This window comes from Brachybacterium netajii (SeqCode) (assembly GCF_054114245.1).
This window is the reverse complement of sequence record NZ_JBSYXB010000001.1, coordinates 859,890-876,926: the sequence shown is the minus strand read 5'-3', so window position 1 is coordinate 876,926 and position 17,037 is coordinate 859,890. Positions and strand designations below refer to the sequence as shown.

The 17,037-nt window shown below is 69.6% G+C and carries 13 protein-coding genes and 1 riboswitch; of the genes, 2 read left to right on the top strand and 11 right to left on the bottom strand.

Going from position 1 to position 17,037, the window contains the following annotated elements; all coding sequences use genetic code 11:
* Together ACXET9_RS03770 and ACXET9_RS03765 are read left to right on the top strand one after the other, a co-directional pair.
* Positions 1–585: hypothetical protein (locus tag ACXET9_RS03770; protein WP_457884948.1), on the top strand; the 585-nt coding region annotated here is incomplete at its 5' end.
* Positions 586–1,019: 434 nt separating this feature from the next.
* The gene (locus ACXET9_RS03765; protein ID WP_457884946.1) at positions 1,020–1,673 is read left to right on the top strand and encodes a VOC family protein; all 654 of its coding nucleotides are present in this window, start codon (positions 1,020–1,022) and stop codon (positions 1,671–1,673) included.
* A 71-nt stretch (positions 1,674–1,744) separates the two neighbouring features.
* On the opposite strand, the gene ACXET9_RS03760 is transcribed toward ACXET9_RS03765, so the two are convergent.
* From ACXET9_RS03760 to ACXET9_RS03710, 11 genes are all read right to left on the bottom strand, one after another.
* Positions 1,745–2,218 carry a hypothetical protein gene (locus tag ACXET9_RS03760; RefSeq protein WP_457884944.1) on the bottom strand — a complete coding sequence of 158 codons (474 nt, stop codon included), beginning with the start codon at positions 2,216–2,218 and terminating at the stop codon, positions 1,745–1,747.
* A gap of 35 nt (positions 2,219–2,253) precedes the next feature.
* Positions 2,254–2,370, bottom strand: a riboswitch (SAM riboswitch).
* Between the two features lie 51 nt (positions 2,371–2,421).
* Entirely contained in the window at positions 2,422–3,435 is a 1,014-nt protein-coding gene (locus ACXET9_RS03755; protein WP_457884942.1) for a LacI family DNA-binding transcriptional regulator, read from the bottom strand.
* 110 nt (positions 3,436–3,545) lie between these two features.
* Entirely contained in the window at positions 3,546–4,637 is a 1,092-nt protein-coding gene (locus tag ACXET9_RS03750; RefSeq protein WP_457884940.1) for a substrate-binding domain-containing protein, read from the bottom strand.
* A 73-nt stretch (positions 4,638–4,710) separates the two neighbouring features.
* On the bottom strand, positions 4,711–5,994 hold the full coding sequence (locus tag ACXET9_RS03745; RefSeq protein WP_457884938.1) for a sugar ABC transporter permease: 1,284 nt from the start codon (positions 5,992–5,994) through the stop codon (positions 4,711–4,713).
* Between the two features lie 29 nt (positions 5,995–6,023).
* A complete protein-coding gene (locus tag ACXET9_RS03740) occupies positions 6,024–7,571 on the bottom strand; it encodes an ATP-binding cassette domain-containing protein (protein WP_457884937.1) in 1,548 nt (515 codons plus the stop codon).
* Positions 7,572–7,995: 424 nt separating this feature from the next.
* Positions 7,996–9,408 carry an FAD-binding oxidoreductase gene (locus ACXET9_RS03735; RefSeq protein WP_457884935.1) on the bottom strand — a complete coding sequence of 471 codons (1,413 nt, stop codon included), beginning with the start codon at positions 9,406–9,408 and terminating at the stop codon, positions 7,996–7,998.
* Between the two features lie 385 nt (positions 9,409–9,793).
* A complete protein-coding gene (locus ACXET9_RS03730; RefSeq protein WP_457884933.1) occupies positions 9,794–10,429 on the bottom strand; it encodes a hypothetical protein in 636 nt (211 codons plus the stop codon).
* Between the two features lie 888 nt (positions 10,430–11,317).
* Positions 11,318–13,486, bottom strand: coding sequence for a beta-galactosidase (locus tag ACXET9_RS03725; RefSeq protein ID WP_457884931.1), 2,169 nt, complete (start codon positions 13,484–13,486; stop codon positions 11,318–11,320).
* A 118-nt stretch (positions 13,487–13,604) separates the two neighbouring features.
* Positions 13,605–14,531, bottom strand: a complete 927-nt coding sequence (locus ACXET9_RS03720) for a carbohydrate ABC transporter permease (RefSeq protein WP_457884929.1) — start codon at positions 14,529–14,531, stop codon at positions 13,605–13,607.
* Complete coding sequence (locus ACXET9_RS03715; protein ID WP_457884927.1) at positions 14,528–15,484, bottom strand: carbohydrate ABC transporter permease; 957 nt, start codon at positions 15,482–15,484, stop codon at positions 14,528–14,530. Before ACXET9_RS03715 ends, ACXET9_RS03720 begins: the two co-directional genes overlap by 4 nt.
* Before the next feature lie 5 nt (positions 15,485–15,489).
* Positions 15,490–16,872: an ABC transporter substrate-binding protein gene (locus ACXET9_RS03710; RefSeq protein WP_457884925.1), complete on the bottom strand. Its 1,383-nt coding sequence runs from the start codon at positions 16,870–16,872 to the stop codon at positions 15,490–15,492.
* Positions 16,873–17,037 lie beyond the last annotated feature (165 nt).

Here is a 17,037-nt window from a genome sequence, read left to right as displayed (position 1 = left end):
AGGGTCCGCAACCATTTTGCCCGTCCGGCGTGCGAAGATCCAAGCATGAATCCAGCACTTCTTCAGACTCTCGGGGTGATCGCCAGCGCGGGCCTCGGCGCGCTGGCAACTCTTGCCGCCATCTTCAACCCCGCTGACCGAAGGCTAAAGCGCCTTGAACGGCTGATGGCGTTGTGCGAGTCTGCGCAGGAGATGGGCTTCCGGACCGTGGCCAATCTCGAGACTTCTGTAACGATGGCTTCGCAGGACGTCATGATCGATGTTCAGGTCAGCCGGAGCCATAAGTCCCGGATTGGAACTTTCATCGTCGTTAACATTGGGGCCTTGGTCTCCGGTGGAGTCGGCCTGTGGCTCCTGTCTGACTCCCCCTACTTCCGTGCGATGGTCGGGCTCGTCGCGGCCATGTTTGCGTATTCTTTGGTCCTTGTCGTCCTCATAGAACGCGCGCGAACAGAGAGGGCCAGGGAAGTCTTCCGAGGTGAGCTGACGAGGGCTGAACACGAGATCATTAGGGAGATGAAGCGGGACGATCCCTCCCGCGCCTGGGCGGAAGGGCTCGTCGAGGGTGATGCGCCGGCCGACTGAGCGTACCTGGATATGCTTGGTGTGGCCGTCGGGCGCTTAGACCAGGGGTCCCACGAGTGTAATCCGGCGCCGCTCCGACTATGTTCAATCCTCACATTGATTTGTCCTGGGGGCGGTAGAGGGACTGAAGTCAGGGAAAGGACTTAGCCCTCATGTCGGCATTCCGCAAGTACTTCGACGAGCTCTGCGAGAGGACCGCCCGTCTGGTCTTGTGGCCCGTCATCTCAACGCGTTCGACCCGAACTAGCTGTGGCTCGCGAACTAGTTTGCGCAGCACGAGGCTACCATTTCTCCTTGACGGGGTTTGCCCCTAGAGCCGTCTTCATGGGTAGGGAACGGAGTTCAAGCCAACTTCGGCTAGCGTGTCGGTGCGCCGCGTGTCGGGAGAATGGCACCCTGGTTCCTTACGCCCTTACCCCACACGAAGGAGCACCATGCCCGTCCCCCATCTGCTCGACCACATCGTCATCGCCGGCCCCGACCTCGCCGAGACCGTGGAGTGGTTCCGCGAGCTCACCGGCGTGACCGCCGCGCCCGGCGGCGCTCACCCCAGCGGCACCGCGAACGCGCTGGTCGCGCTCACCATCGACGGCGCCCGCGGGCCCCAGTACATCGAGCTCATCGGCCCCGATCCGGACCGCGAGGACAAGGACGAGCTGCCGAAGACGTTCAGCATCAACCGTCTGCGGAAGCCCACGCTCCTCACCTATGCGGTGCACCCGGAGAACATCGACCGGGTTGTCGAGGTCGCGCGCGATGCGGGCTTCGATCCCGGTGACGTCGAGGACCTCTCCCGCCTCACCGCCGACGGGACCGAGCTGTCCTGGCGGCTCACCCAGGCCGCGGCCCCGCGGAACTACGGGGTGCCGTTCCTCATCGACTGGGGCACCACCGAGCATCCCGGTCTCGGTGACCTGCCGACGATCGAGCTGGTCTCCTTCGAGCGCATCGAGGTGAACCCCGCCCCGCAGCAGAAGGCCACCGAGGCGCTCGGCCTCGGCGACGGCGTCGCGCAGGTCCGCGAGGGCCGCGGCTCCCGCTTCGTGCTGCAGCTGCGCACCGAGAACGGACGCGAGATCGAGATCTGAGCTCGAAGGGCGAGTCTGAAGGAGGCCTGTCGTCCGCACCCGAACGGTGCGGACGACGCCGCCCTCTACAGCTAGCTCATCGGGCCCGCGTGCTCGCCGCGGAGGATTTCGCCGAGCGCTCGGCGCGGTGACTCCCCGGCGCGGACCTCCTCGAGCCACGGCACCCACCGCTCCGGCGCCAGACGGAAGGTCCGCGGGCGCCGCTCCCCGTCCGTCGGCCACTGCTCGAACAGGAGCGCGTGGCGGGCCGGATCCAGCATGTTGATCCGGCTCCGGAGGAGCTCCGCCAGCAGGTAGTACTCCGCCGGGGTGAAGCCGGCGGCATGGAGCGCACGAGCGGCGTCCTTCCAGGCCTGCGGCGCGCGAGTCCCGCCGTTCATCACCCCCGGGGCCATGAGGGACATGGCGCCCGCACCGGGGAACCACGGCAGGTGGTCGACCATGTAGCGGGACCACAGCGGACGGTCGGCGACGGGCACATCGCCCCACCCGTGGTCGGGGTGCAGGGCGTCGACGCCGTCGGCATCGATCATGATCAGGGACATGGGAATCTCCATCCCGGAGCCCGCAGCGGCGGGCATCCATCGACTTGCCCGTCACGCGTCTGCGTCGGGCCGGTTCTTCCCCTGGGGCACCCCGCTCGATGGAGGGGGTTGCCGTGCAGCCGGCCAGGTACCGACAGCTGCAACTCGTGAACCTGGGCGCGAGCATAGCCCATGCCACTCACACCCCGCGCCCGCTCACCCCCTCACCCCTCACACCCGCACGACCGCCGCAATATCAGCTGCGTCGCGATGACCTGCACCTCGACCGGCAGCGTCGGGTCCTCGAGCCGGGCGATGAGCCGTTCGGCGGCGAGTCGCCCGAGCCGCGCGGGGTCCTGCCCGACCACGGTGACGGAGGGGTCGAAGAGGTCGGCATGCTCGAAGTCGTCGAAGCCGACGACGGCGACCTGATGCTGCAGGCCGCGCTGCTGGAGGGCGCGCACCGTGCCGGTGGCGAGCCGGTTGCGGGCCGCGAACACGGCCGTCGGCGGCGCCTCCCCGTCGAGCAGGCCGAGGACGGCCCGGGCGGTCGCCTCGTCGTCGGTGAGGTCGGTGATGATCCGGAGGTCCTCCGCGGGGAGCCCGGCGGACTCCCAGGCCGCGCGGGCCCCGGCGATGCGCTCGACGGTGGTGGGCAGGGGCGCCAGGTGCGTGAGCACCGCCGCGCGGCGGTGCCCGTGGGCGATCAGGTGCGCGACCGCGTCCCGGGCTCCGCCGACGTTGTCGGACATGACGGTGTCCACGTCGATCCCCTGCGCCGGACGGTCCACGGCCACGATCGGGGTGCCGAAGTCGATCTCGGACTGCAGGGAGGAGAGGTCGCCGGGGGAGGGCATGAGCACGAGCCCGTCGACGCGGCGGGAGAGGAGCCCGAGCGCGAGCTGCCGCTCCCGCTCCGGGTCCTCGTCGGTGCTCGCCGTGAACACGCTGATCCGGTGCTCCTGGGCGGTGTCCTCGACGGCCCGGTTCATCACCGCGTCGAACTCGTTGCCCACGCTCGCCAGCAGCAGGCCGAGGCTGTCGGTGCGGCCCTCGGCGCGGCGCAGGTTCCCGGCGATCATGTCGCGGTGATAGTGGAGCTCGTCGGCGGCGCGGCGCACCTTCTCCGCGGTCTTCTCGGAGACTCCCGGTTCGCCGTTGACCACTCGCGAGACCGTCTTGAAGCCGACGCCGGCGCGCGCGGCGACGTCCTTCATGGTCGGGCGCTTCCTCGCCACCCGTTCTCCTCTCGACAGGCGACGGCCCCGCAGCCGTGCGGACTGCGGGGCCGTCTCCAGGACGCCGCGCCCCGGGGGACGCCGTCCTCAGGACGATGCTGGAGGGCGGATCAGCCGTCCAGGAGGGCCAGGCGGTCAGGATCGTCCGCGAAGACCTCCTTCGCATTCTCCTTCGTCACGACCACCGGGTCGAGGGCGTAGATCGGCACATCGATCACACCGTTGTTCTCGGTCTCCTCGGCCGCGGCCGGCTCCTCGCCCTTCTGGTAGGCGTTGATGAGCTCGATGGTCTTGGCGACCATGTCCTTGGTGGGCTTGTGGACGGTGGAGTACTGCTCCCCGGCCCAGATCGAGATGATCGACTCGGTCTCGGCATCCAGGCCGTCGACGACCGGGACGTCCTGGCCGGCGGCCTTGCACGAGGTGATGATCGCGCGGGCGATGCCGTCGTTGGGGGAGAGGACCCCGTCGATCTGCTTGTCGGAGTAGTTCGCGGCGAGGATCGAGTCCATGCGGGTCTGCGCCTTGCCGTTGTCCCAGTCCTGGGTCGCGGCCTGCTGGAAGTCGGTCTGGCCGGAGACGACCACGAGGGTGCCGTCGTCGATCTTCGGCTGCAGCACCGACATGGCGCCCTCGAAGAAGTTCGGGGCGTTGGGGTCGGCGGGGCCGCCGCCGAACAGCTCGATGTTGTAGGGGCCGTCGCCCTTGCGCTCGGCGAGGCCGTCGAGGAGGGACTGGCCCTGCAGCTCGCCGGTGCGGATCGAGCCGAACTGCACGATCGCGTCGACCGCATCGGTGTTCTCGATGAGGCGGTCGTAGCCGATGATCCGCACGCCGGCGTCCTTCGCCGACGTCAGGGCGCTGCCCAGCTGGGTGCCGTCGATGGGGCCGACGACGATCGCCTTCACGCCCTTCTGCACCATCGCCTCGATCTGCTGCTGCTGCTGAGGCACCTTGTTGTCCGCCGCCTGGATGAGGGCGGAGTAGCCCGCCTCCTCCAGCTGAGTCTGGAACATCTCCTGCGCCTCGGCCCAGTTCTGGGTGCCGAGCCAGGGGAGCGCCACGCCGATCGTGGCGTCGGCGTCGAAGCCTGCCGCGGCGTCGGTACCGGTCTCGGTGGCGGTGCGTCCGCCGCCGCAGGCGGCGAGGAAGAGGGTGCCGGCCGCGGCGATGCTGCCGAGGGTGAACGTCCTGCGCTTCATGGGATCTCCTTGAGGGGGCGGGGTCCGTCGTCGGGCCCCGGGTTGGGGTGGAGGGGGTAGAGAGGGGCCGGGCTCAGCCGTCGGCCGAGGCCGGGGCCGGGCTCGCGGGGGAGGGAGCGATCTTCACGGTGTCCGTGCTGCTCTCCGCCTTGGTGCGGTCGCCGAACAGGCGCCCCGTGATGGAGGGGCGGCCCTGCTGCTTGTTGTAGACGTCGAAGGCGACCGCGGCGAGGAGCACGAGGCCCTTGATGACCTGGGTCTTGTCCTGTCCCACGCCCATGAGGAACAGGCCCGAGTTCAGGGTCGCCATGACGAGGCCGCCGATCATGGTGGCGGTGACGGTGCCGATGCCGCCGGAGACGGCGGCGCCGCCGATGAACACGGCCGCGATCGCGTCGAGCTCCCACATGTTGCCGTCGGTGGGGCCGGCGGAGGTCGCGCGGGCGACGAACAGGATGCCTGCGAGCGCCGCGAGGAACGACATGTTCATCATGACCAGGAAGTACACCTTGTTGACGTTCACGCCGGAGAGGGCCGCGGCCTGCTTGTTGCCGCCGACGGCGTAGATGTGCCGGCCGAAGGTCGTGCGCTGGGTGAGCACGTGGTAGACGATCACGAGCACCACCAGGATCACGCCGGGCACCGGGAAGGAGGTGCCGGGGCGGCCGGTGCCGAACAGGTAGGTCACGTAGCCGATGACGGCGCCGACCAGCACGATGCGCACCACGACGACGGCGAGGCTCAGCTCGGTCTCCCCGTCGGCGACGCGGCGGCGGTAGGTGGTGATCTGGCTGACCGCGTAGAGAGCGATCGCGACCAGGCCCAGCAGCAGCGTCGAGTTGTTCATGTTCGTGAACGCGGGGCCCCACTCGGGGAGGTAGCCGGCGCCCAGCACGTTCAGCTCCGGCGGCACGGGCACGCTGACGGACCCGCTGATCCAGATGACGCCGCCGCGGAAGATCATCATGCCGGCGAGGGTGGTGATGAAGCCGGGGATCCCGATCTTCGCGAGCCAGAATCCGTGCCAGGCGCCGATCGCCGCGCCGACGACGAGGCCGACCAGCAGCGCCGCCCACCAGGGGAAGCTGAGATCGCGCGCCGTCAGGGCGACGCACATGCCGACGAACCCGGCGACCGAGCCGACCGACAGGTCGATATGGCCGATGACGATCACCATCACCATGCCGATCGCGAGGATCAGCACGTAGGCGTTGCCGGCGATGAGGTTCTGCATGTTCCCGGGGGTGAGCATGCTGCCCCCGGAGGCGATGTGGAACCCGAGGAGGAGCGCCACGAGGGCGAACACCATCGTGAACTGACGGAAATCCGTCCCGAATACCTGCTTCACAACATTCATGGGGTGGTCTCTCTTGATTCCTGCGCCGGTCAGGCAGCGGATCCGACGGTGGTGGTCATCATGCGCATGAGGGTCTCCTGGTCGGCCTCGGAGCGAGGCACCTCCCCGGTGATCCGGCCCTCGCAGATGGTGTAGATGCGGTCGCAGATGCCCAGGACCTCGGGCAGCTCGGAGGAGATGACGATGACGGCCATCCCCTGGTCGGCGAGGTCCTGGATGAGCTTGTAGATCTCGAACTTCGCGCCGACGTCGATGCCGCGCGTCGGCTCGTCGAGGATCAGCACCTCGGGCTCGGGGAACAGCCACTTGGCCAGCACGACCTTCTGCTGGTTGCCGCCCGAGAGGGTCGCGACGCCGACGTCGATCCCGGGGGTCTTGATCCGCAGGGACTTGCGGTAGCGCTCGGCGACCGCGCGCTCCGTCGCATCGTCGATCAGGCCGCGCCTCACGACCGCGGGCAGGTTCGCCGAGACGATCGTGTCCTTGATGCTGTCCAGGAGGTTCAGGCCCAGCACCTTGCGGTCCTCGGAGACGTAGGCGAGGCGGTGGCGGATCGCCTGCCGCACCGTCCGCAGCTCGACGGCCTGGCCGTGCAGGCGCAGCGTGCCGGAGCGGTGGATCCCGTAGGAGCGGCCGAAGAGCGAGCGGGCGAGCTCGGTGCGACCCGCGCCCATGAGCCCCGAGAAGCCGACGATCTCCCCGCGGCGGGCCACGAAGCTCTCGTCGTCGCAGACCAGCTTGCCGGGGACATCCGGGTGCTCGACCGTCCAGCCCTCGACCTCGAGGACGACCTCGCCGCCGAGGTTCGGCTCGTGCTCCGGGTAGCGGTTGTCGAGCGAGCGGCCGACCATCGCACGGATGATGCGGTCCTCGTCGACCTCGCCGGCGACGACGTCGTAGGTCTCCACGGTGCGGCCGTCGCGGATGACGGTGACCGCGTCGGAGACCTCGGCGATCTCGTTGAGCTTGTGGGAGATCATGATCGAGGTGATGCCCTTGCCCTTGAGCCCCTTCATGAGGGTGAGCAGGTTCGCCGAGTCGTCCTCGTTCAGCGCCGAGGTCGGCTCGTCGAGGATCAGGATCTTCACGTTCTTGGCGAGCGCCTTCGCGATCTCGACCAGCTGCTGCTGGCCCACGCCCAGGGTCTTGATCTTCGTGTCCGGGTCGACCTCGAGGCCGACGCGGGCCAGCAGGTCCAGGCTCCGACGGCGCAGCTCGCGCCGGTCGATCAGCCCCTTGGCGACGATCTCGTTGCCCAGGAAGATGTTGTCGGCGACCGAGAGCTCGGGGATGAGGGCGAGCTCCTGGTGGATGATGACGATGCCGACGGCCTCCGAGGACTTGATGTCCCTGAACGCCATCTCCTCGCCCTCGAACACGATCTGCCCGCTGTAGGAGCCGTGCGGGTAGACGCCGGACAGGACCTTCATGAGGGTCGACTTGCCGGCGCCGTTCTCACCGCAGATCGCATGGATGTCACCGCGGCGGACGCTCATCGTGACCTCGTCGAGCGCCCGGACACCGGGGAACAGCTTGGTGATGGAACGCATCTCCAGGATCGCGTGCGGTCTCTCCATCGGGAACCTCCGACTCTTCATCGAGTACCACCGTCCGGTGGGGGTTTCTGCCCGTCCGACGGGACGGATGCCCGTTCGACGGGGCGGGATGCCCGTCTGACGGGGCGGGATGCCCTCTCCGTCGCTGGGAAGGCAACGTTGTCACTGACGGGACAACGTTGTCAGCGTAGGCCCTCACAACGTGCATGAAAACCACATGAAGTCACATGCCGGTCACGGACGTGTCACAGAACGGCGACGAAAAGGGTTTCTGGGGGAGGTGGGGCCCGTCGGGCGATCCGAACCGGGCGGGTTCGGTCAGAGGCGGGCCGATGCGGGCGTGGCTGATTCGGGCGGGTTCGGGGCGGCTTCGGGCCGGGCTCGGCCAGGCCGTGCCGGGCTGGGTCGGGTCGGGTCGGGCTGGGTCGGTCGGAGTCGGGCCGGGCTACGGCACGACGTTGAGGTTCCGACGGAACAGGTTCTGCGGGTCGTAGCGCCGCTTGATCTCCTGCAGACGGCGGTAGGTCTCCTCGCCGTACGTCTCGCGCGTCGTCTCCGGCAGCGGACGGGTCCGCTCGATCGACCGGAAGTTCACGTACTCGCCGCCCGCGCGGAGCCGGGCGAGGGCCTCGCCGGCCTGGCGTCCGAAGGCGAGCAGGCGCTCGTCGTCCCCGGGATCGGACCAGGCGAGCTGGAGGGAGACCATGAGCCGTCCGCCGCGATGCGGGAACGCCGTCGTGCCCTCGGGGATGCGCGCGAAGGCGCCGCCGAGCAGGTGCAGGTCCATGACGGCGCCGCGGCCGGGCATCGCCGCGGCGACATCGGTGAGCGCATCGAGCACCTCCTCGTCAACGCGCTGGAAGGACGCGTTGCGCCACACGCCGCGGGCGCCGTCGGGCAGGAGCTCGCTGCGCGCCCCCTGCCAGGATTCCCAGCTGACCTCGCCGATCAGCGTCTGCGCGGGCGGGACGGCCCGGGCCAGGCGCTGCACGATCTCCTCCCCGCGCGATGGATCCTCGCCGATCCAGACGCACTGGACCGTCAGCAGCGGGTCGTCGCCGAAGTCGGCGTTCGCGGGCGGGACCGCGACGGTGATGACGGCGGCGAGCTCGTCGGGCAGGTCCCGGCTCCAGCGCTCGAACGCTCCCAGCGCCCGACGCCACTGCGGACGCTCATAGTGCAGGCTCGCGCCGAGCACCATGGCCGGCATCGGCACCGCCCGGTAGGTGAGCGAGGTGACGATCCCGAAGTTCCCGCCGCCGCCGCGCAGACCCCAGAACAGGCCCGGATGCGAGTCCGCGCTCGCGGTGAGCCGACGACCGTCGGCCGTGAGCACCTCGGCCTCGACCAGCGCGTCCAGGCTCAGCCCGGCCATGCGCACCAGCCAGCCGATTCCGCCGCCGAGCGTCAACCCGGCGACGCCGGGGGAGGGGACCGTGCCCAACGGCACCGCGAGGCCGTGCGGCGCGGTCGCCGCATCCACATCCCCCACCCGGGCCCCGGGCGCGGCCGTCACGCGCTGCGTCGCGGGATCGACCCGCACCTCCCGCAGAGCGCCCAAATCGAGGACGATCCCGTCATCGATCGTGCCGAGCCCCGCGACGGAATGCCCGCCGCCGCGCACCGCGAGCGGCAGCCGCGTCTCCCGCGCGGTCTCCAGGACCGCTTCGACGTCGGCGAGATCGGCGGCGCGGACGATCGCATGGGGGACGCAGTCGATCATCCCGTTCCACACCGCCCGCGCCTCATCGAAGTCGGCATCCCACGGCGTGAGCATCCGCCCCGTCACCCGCTCCGCCAACCGATCCAGCGCCGCCCGGGAATCCGGGATCGGGTCGCGGACGAATCTCCTCGCCATGGTCTGCCGACCTCCTGCACCTCGGGGCGCACCACGCGCCCGTGATGGCGGGCGGGCCGCGCCAGCGCGGCCGGCACCCTCCGTGGACTGCGCCTGACCTGCGACGGGGCGCCTCGGCCGGGCGGGTGGATCTGAGGCTGACCGTACTGCGCGGGGGAGGAAGGGGCAATGGGCGAAGGGCCCGGGATGAGATGGCGGGGCTATGGAGAGCCATCTCTTCCCGGGGCCGTTGGAGACTCTGAAGTGCCGTGAACATTGACCAAATTCCCGTGACGATATCCAGAGCGATCCATTGCCCGGTGGGCGGGAGGGGGCGCATCTACGGTGGGGACCGGCTACGGCGGAGGTGATGCGGAGCGCGTCGACGGGGGCGTGGGCGGGGAGGTTAACGGTTCGTCTCACCGAGGTTATGGGCGACGGCACGTAGGGCGTTCTCGATGTTGCGGAGCTGTGCGGCCTGGCTGCCGCCGTTCCGGATGGCACCGGTGTAGGGGGCTGGCGTCTGTCCGATGCTCGCGGGGTCGAACAGGACGGGGCGTTCCGTGTAGAGGTTGCCCTCGCTATCTTCGTAGGTAACGGCGACTCTCGACGGCGGAAAGCCGGTGGGGGCCGAGGACGCGGCGCCGAGGACCCAGAAGCTGCGGATCCGTTCGCCGGGGTGGACGGATAGGCTCGCTGTCGCGAATTGAAGTACAGGCCCGGTCACGGAGTCGACAGTGATCGATGCGTTGTTCAGCGGCGCGATCTCGAGCTGGAGATTGTGAGCGGCGGTCTTCCCAGTGTTCTGGATGACGAGGTCCCAAGTGTCAAGCCCTGCGATGGATGGGACCATGCGGGCGTGGACGTAAGGTCTGGTTGTTCGGGCGCTGTCGTCTCGGCGTGCTGCGGAGTCCTCCCGCATCTGGGCGAGGGTATCGCGCGCGGCGTAGTAGGCGTGTCCTGCCGCGATGAGCAACCCGAACGTGAGGAACGCGGTGATGAACGCGGCGTACGCGCTTATCCAGTCAGTGAAGGTGTTCATAGCGGGGACCATAGCCGCGCTGACCTGCGATGACATGGTTGTTTCGTGAACATGTCCCGAGGGCGTCGGAGGGCATGGCTAAGGTCGAGATCATGGAAGTCGAAATCGGGTCAGCGGTTAGCGCGGTCGCAGCTGTTCTGTCCATGTTTGGCGCTGGGTTCGCGTGGTGGCGGTCGAATCTGTCAAAGGCCGCGAAAATAGAAGCGGAGACGGCGCGGGACCGGGCCGTACGGCAGCTTTCCGCGGTAGAGGAGCAAGCGAAGGCTGCGCGGGAGAGCGCAGACGCGGCGGGGGAGCAGGCCAGCCACCTCGAGGCGATGGTGGCGGAGGCGCGAGCACAGTCGGGGAGCCTGAGCAGGATCGCGGCTTCGACTGGGCGGCCTGCGCTTGAGGCGGTGCATGTCCAGGGTCACCTCTACCGGCTGAGGAACACCACGGGCGTCGAAATGGTGATTGAGCAGATCGACAACCGTGCGAAGTTCCAGCGGCTGGACTGGCTGGACGCGGGGACGGTGATCGCGGCGGGGGAGTCGGTTGAGTTCCGTGTGGGGGGGGGGCGATGGGGATGCCGGTACCGACGACGCTGTTCATCGGGATTAAGGGCGAGGATCGACCGCGCGCGGTGGAGCTCCCACCCCGGCCGCCAATGGCGGTGCGATGATCCTCGACAGGACGGGTGCATCAGTCCCCTGCTCGCGAATGAAGCGACGGCTGAACGGCCACGTGTGGCGCGTAGTCGCCTTGGAGCGGCCGTTGACGACAAGGTGCCGGGGCGCAGGCTCAGCCCGCACCCCGGCGCTCGCTCGTCCGCTCAGGAAGCCTCGGCTCAGCCGGCCTCGACCATCGCCCGCACCCCGGCGCTCGCTCGTCCGCTCAGGAAGCCTCGGCTCAGCCGGCCTCGACCATCGCCCGCACATCCCACGCCCCGAGCTCGACCTCGGCCCCGGCCGCGAGCGCCTCGCCGCTCACCGCGTCCCGCGCCGCCGCGGGAAGGGCGAAGCGGCTCGGCTCCCACGACCAGTTGTGCAGGACGTGCACACGCTCGCCCGCGCCGTTAACGGAGCTCGAGACGGTCTGCGAGTCCGTCGCGGGACGCCAGGCGGGGGTGCCGTCGCCGACCTGGACGGCCCAGTCCATGAGCGCGGCGGAGAGCGCGCGGTCGGGGACGGTCCCGACGTAGGTGATACGGCCGTCGCCGACCTCGCGGGTCGTCACCGCAGGCCAGCGGCCGAAGTGCGGATGGTCGTAGGAGGCGAGGACGGTCGCGTCGTCGGCCTCGACCTGGAGCCCGTCGGCCCAGAGCGTGCCCGTCGCGCCCGCGGGCAGGGCGAAGCCCTGCCCGTCGGACTCAGCCTCCGCAGCCCCAGCCCCAGCCCCTGCCTCAGCCCCCGCCCCCGCGACCAGCGGGAGCGGCGCGGTGAGGTTGCTGAACTCGTCGTACCAGATGCCGGCGGCGTCGTCGAGGAAGGCGGGCTTGCGCTCGAGGCGGGCGCGGGCCTCCTGGTCCTCGTAGCCGGTGCGGATGCCGACCACGAGGTGTCCGCCGGCGGCGGCGTAGTCGCGCAGCCACTGCAGGTCCTCGTCGGTCGCGATCGTGAACGCGGCGGCGACCAGCACGGGGCGCTGCACGGCGAACTCCGCCGGGGTCTGGGCGCGCAGCTGGGCGATGTGCACGGCGTTCGCCTGCAGGCCTGCCTCGAAGACGCCGCGCGAGAACGCCTCGTAGACGGTCTGGAAGGTGCGGCGGTCTCCGGCGCCGTCGGCCCCGAGCGCCGGATGCTCCGCGAGCGCCCACTTCGAGGCGGTGTCGAACAGCAGCGCGACATCCGCATGCGGGGTCAGGCCCGTGACTGCGGCCCCTGCTTTCGCGAGCTCCTCGCCGATGCCGGCGAGCTCCCGGTAGACGCGGCCCGGCTGCTGGGAGTGGGGGAGGATCCCGCCCCAATAGGTCTCGGCGCCCGCATGCAGGGTGTGCCAGTGCCAGTACTCGATCATCGCGGCGCCGCGGGAGATCAGCGCCCACGCTGCCTGGCGCCACTGCCCGTCATAGGCGGGCTCGTTCATCCACGTCATGCCGATGGCCTGCGCGTTCGTCTCCGTGACGAGGAACGGCGCCTGCTTCGTGCCGAACATGCGGTCCGCATGCGTCACCAGCGACCACACGCCCGAGGTGGTCCAATGCTGCGCGTCATCCCTCAGACGAGGGAGGGCGAGCGCGTCCTGCATGCGGTAGTAGGGGTTCCCGGCGGTCACGTCGAGGGTGCGGGCGACGGCCTCCTCGTCGAGCGTCGGACGGTCGTAGGAGATGCAGGTCGTGACGAACTGGTCGGCGCGCGCGTACTCGCGCACCACCTCCGTCTGCCAGCCGATGAACGACGTCGTGATGCCCGCCTGGAAGCGGCGCCAGGCCAGCGCGTACTGCGGCTGCGCGTTCGCATCCGGCCGCCACAGGTCCGCCCAGTCGCTCAGCCGGTGCGACCAGTACGTCAGCCCCCACTCGGTGTTCAGCGCCTCGACGCTGCCGTAGGTGCGCCGCAGATGGTCGACGAACTGCTGGAACACCTGGTCGTTCGCGAAGATCTCGTTGCCGGGCTCGTTGTCGACCTGATAGCCGACGACCGCCGGATGCTCCGCATAGCGCGCGACGATCTTCCGGATGATCCGTTCCGCGTGGAACAGGAACGCCGGATGCGCATAGTTGATCTCCTGGCGGGCGCCCCAGCCCATCCGCTGCCCGCTGCGGCGCTCCACGTTGATCTCCGGCACCTGCCGCGCGAGCCACATCGGGACCGCATAGGTGGGGGTGCCGAGGATGACGCGGATGCCGTTCTCGTGGGCGGCGTCGAGCACGGGCGCGAGCCAGTCGAGGTCGAAGACGCCGTCCTCCGGCTCCCACGTCGACCACACGGACTCGCCGACGCGGATGACGCTGAAGCCGGCCTCCCGCATGAGGCGCATGTCCTCCTCGAGCCGCGGCGAGGGCTGGTACTCGTGGTAGTACGCGGCGCCGAAGAGCACCTGGTCGGGGAGCTGGGGGAGCTGGAGATCCTGGGTCATGAGCGGGGTCCTTTCGGGACGACGGGGGCGCGCGACGGACGTGCGACGGGAGCGCGAGACGGGAATGCGCGAGGGGAGTGCGGGTGAGGACGGGGCCCGCGACGGGCCGGGGCGGGCGTCAGCCCTTCACGGCGCCCGCGACGAGGCCCTCGAGGAGCTGCTTGCGCAGCAGGATGAACACGAGGATCGTCGGGATGGAGGCGAGCACGGCGCCCGCGAGGACCAGGTCGTAGCTGCGGTTCTCGGACGCGTAGAGGATGTTCAGGCCCAGCGGGAGCGTGAACTGGTTCGTGTTGGAGATGATCACCAGCGGCCACATGAAGCTGTTGTAGCTCTGCAGGAAGCTCCACACGCCGAGCGCCCCGAGGGACGGGCGCAGCAGCGGCAGCACCACCCGGTAGAAGGTGCCGAACTCGCTCGAGCCGTCGATGCGGGCGGACTCCAGCAGCTCGTCGGGGATCGCCTGCACGATGAACTGCTGCATCATGAAGATGCCGAACGCCGGAGCCACCCACGGCACGATCAGCGCGAACCACGGATTCGCGAGACCGCTCTTCACCACCAGGATGAACAGCGGGATGAGGATGACCGCGAAGGGCACCGACAGCGAGCTGAACATGATCGCGAACAGCACCCGCTTCCCGCGGAAGCGGAACTTCGCGAAGCCGTAGCCGGCCATCGCGCACACGAACACTGAGACGACGGTCGCGATCGTCGCCGTGCCGATGCTGATCCCGAACCAGGACCAGAACGGCTGCGTGCTCAGCAGGTTCCGGTAGTTCTCGAGGGTCGCCGGATCGGGGATCAGGCTCGGGGGCGTCGAGAAGATGTCGCCGCGCTGCTTGAACGATCCGCTGAGCGCCCACACGAGCGGCAGGATGAACACGACCAGCAGCACGACGAGCGTCGCGTACAGCAGGCCGCGGCGGACGATCGCCGGGGTGCTCGTCGGCGTGCGTCGGCCGTCCGATCGTCGGCCGACGGGCGCGGCATCGCCGTGCGCCGACGAGCCGAGGGGCGAGGCGGTGGTGCCGATGGTGCTCATGAGTCCCTCCCGATCCCGAGCAGCCGGTTCAGGCCCTGGCTGACGGCGAAGACGATGGCGAACAGGACCACGCCGGCCGCGGCGGCGTATCCGAACTGCTGGCGCTCGAAGGCGGCCCGGTAGATGAACATGGCGACGGAGATCGTCGCCTCCCCGGGGCCGCCCTTGGTGAGCAGGTAGGGCTCGTCGAACAGCTGGGCGGCGCCGATGAACGAGGTGACGATGACGAAGGCGGCGATCGGCTTGATGCCGGGGACGGTGACCGCGAGGAAGGTGCGGACGCGTCCGGCGCCGTCGAGCGCCGCCGCCTCGTACTGCTCGGCGGGCACGTTCTGCAGGGCCGCGAGGAAGAAGATCGTCAGATAGCCGACGGTCCGCCACAGCAGCACGAAGCCGATCGCGCCCTTCGCGAGCGTCGGATCCCCGAGCCAGTCCACATGCGGCAGCCCGAAGACCGCGTTCAACCCTGCGTTCAGCAGGCCGTAGTCGGCGTCGAAGATCAGGCTGTAGATGAGCGCGATGACGATCGGGGAGATCACCATCGGCACGAAGAACGCGACGCGGAACAGGTCGCGGAAGCGCAGGCCCTTCGTGTTCAGCGCCTGCGCGATCAGCAGCGCGCAGGGCACCACGATGAGCACCGCGATGAGGGTGTAGACGAGCGAGTTCGTCAGCGCCGTCGCGAAGCTCGAATCACTCAGCAGGTTCCCGTAGTTGCGCAGGCCCACGAACTCGGGGGCGCCGAGGCCCACCCATTCGGTGAGGCTCAGGTAGATGGCCGCGCCGATCGGCACGATCATGAACAGCACGTACAGGATGTAGAAGGGGGCGATGAAGGCGTAGGGGGCGACGCCTCCGCGCAGGGAGCGGGAGCGCCGTGCGGGGGCGCGGTGCCCGGTGGGGGCGCCGGCCGGGCGCGCCGCCGGGGTGCGGGGTGCAGCGGTCGTGGTCATGGCGGTCAGCCCTTCGCCTGGCCGAGGAAGTCCTCGGTCGCGTCGGAGAGCGCCTGGGCGGGGGAGACCGTGCCCTTGAACGCTCGCAGGATGTGGCCCGAGAGCACCGTCGACATGATCGAGGTGTTCGCGCTCTGGTGGACGTCGGGGACGTCGTCGACGATGTCGCGGAAGACCTCGAACAGCTTCTGCCCGCCGAAGTACTCGTTCTCCAGCGCCAGCAGCTCCGGATCGTCGTAGACCGAGCGCAGCGTCGGCAGATAGCCGAGGTCCTGGTAGCGCTTGACCTGCTGCGCCGGGTCCAGATAGCCGGAGACCACGAGGTTCCGCGCGGCCGCGGTCGCGGGCTTGTCCCGCAGGGCCGCGAAGCCGGTGCCGCCGCCGACGCCGGCCCGATGGCCGCCGCCCGCGAACACCGGCAGCGCCGCCACCCGCCACTGCCCCGACTGCTCGGGGACGTTGGGCTGGATGCCGTAGCTCGAATACCAGGACGGCATGTTCACCGCGAGGATCTGCCCGGACTTCAGCCCGCTCTGGATGCTCGGCCCGTACATGTCGGCGACGGTCGTGAGGAACCCGCTCTGCACGCCGTCGACGAGGAAGGCGAGCACCTCCTCCGCCTCCGGTGTCTCGAGGGTCGGGTTCCCGTCGGCATCGAAGAGATCGCCGCCGCGCTGGAGCAGATGGATGTGGAAGCACTGCACGGTGCCGCCCGGGTCGTTGACCGCGAAGGCGCCCAGGGACAGCTCGTCGGACTCGTAGAGCGAGCGGCCGACCTCGGCGAAGTCCTCCCAGGTCCCGAACTCGGGGTCGATCCCGAGCCGCTCGAACTCGTCGGAGCGGTGGTAGAGCACCGTGACGGGGGTGTCGGAGTCCAGCGCGTAGACGGCGCCGTCCTTCGAGTACGGGGTCAGGCGCGCGGTGATGAGGTCGTCCTGCATCGGCGCGATGTCCTCGCTGAGGTCGACCAGCAGCTCCGGGGCGATCTCCCCGCGGAGCATGCGGGCGAAGGCGCCGATCTCGAGGCCGGCGACGTCGGGCGTGCCCGTGCCGGCGACCGCCTGCGCGATCAGCTTGGTGACCAGGTCCGACGCGCCGATCTTGGTGACGTCCAGGTCGTAGACGAAGTCCGAGTCCGCCTCGGCGACCGCGATCGCGTCGGTGAAGAACTGGATGTAGCCGTCGTCGTGGGTCCAGAGGTCCAGGGGGACCTCGCCGGAGGTGATGGCGGTGGTGTCGGCGCGGGTGCCGCAGGCGCCGAGCGCACCCGTGAGGCCGAGCCCTGCGGTGAGCGCGGCGCCGGCGCGCAGCACCTGGCGGCGGGGGATCGACGGCCGGGCTGGCCGTGACGGCAGCGACGGCCGTGACGGTTGAAGGGAGAAGGACACGTGAAGCACTCCTGACTACGCTGTCAATTGTGGGTACGACATGCCGCCGGGGGATGGGGCGGTCCGTGCGAGCGCACCTCCTCCCGGGTGGGGAGGCCGTGCGCGGTGGGGCGTCGGGCGTCGAGCGGGTCCGCTCGAGCCAGGGCTGCTGCTCGAGCGCGGCCC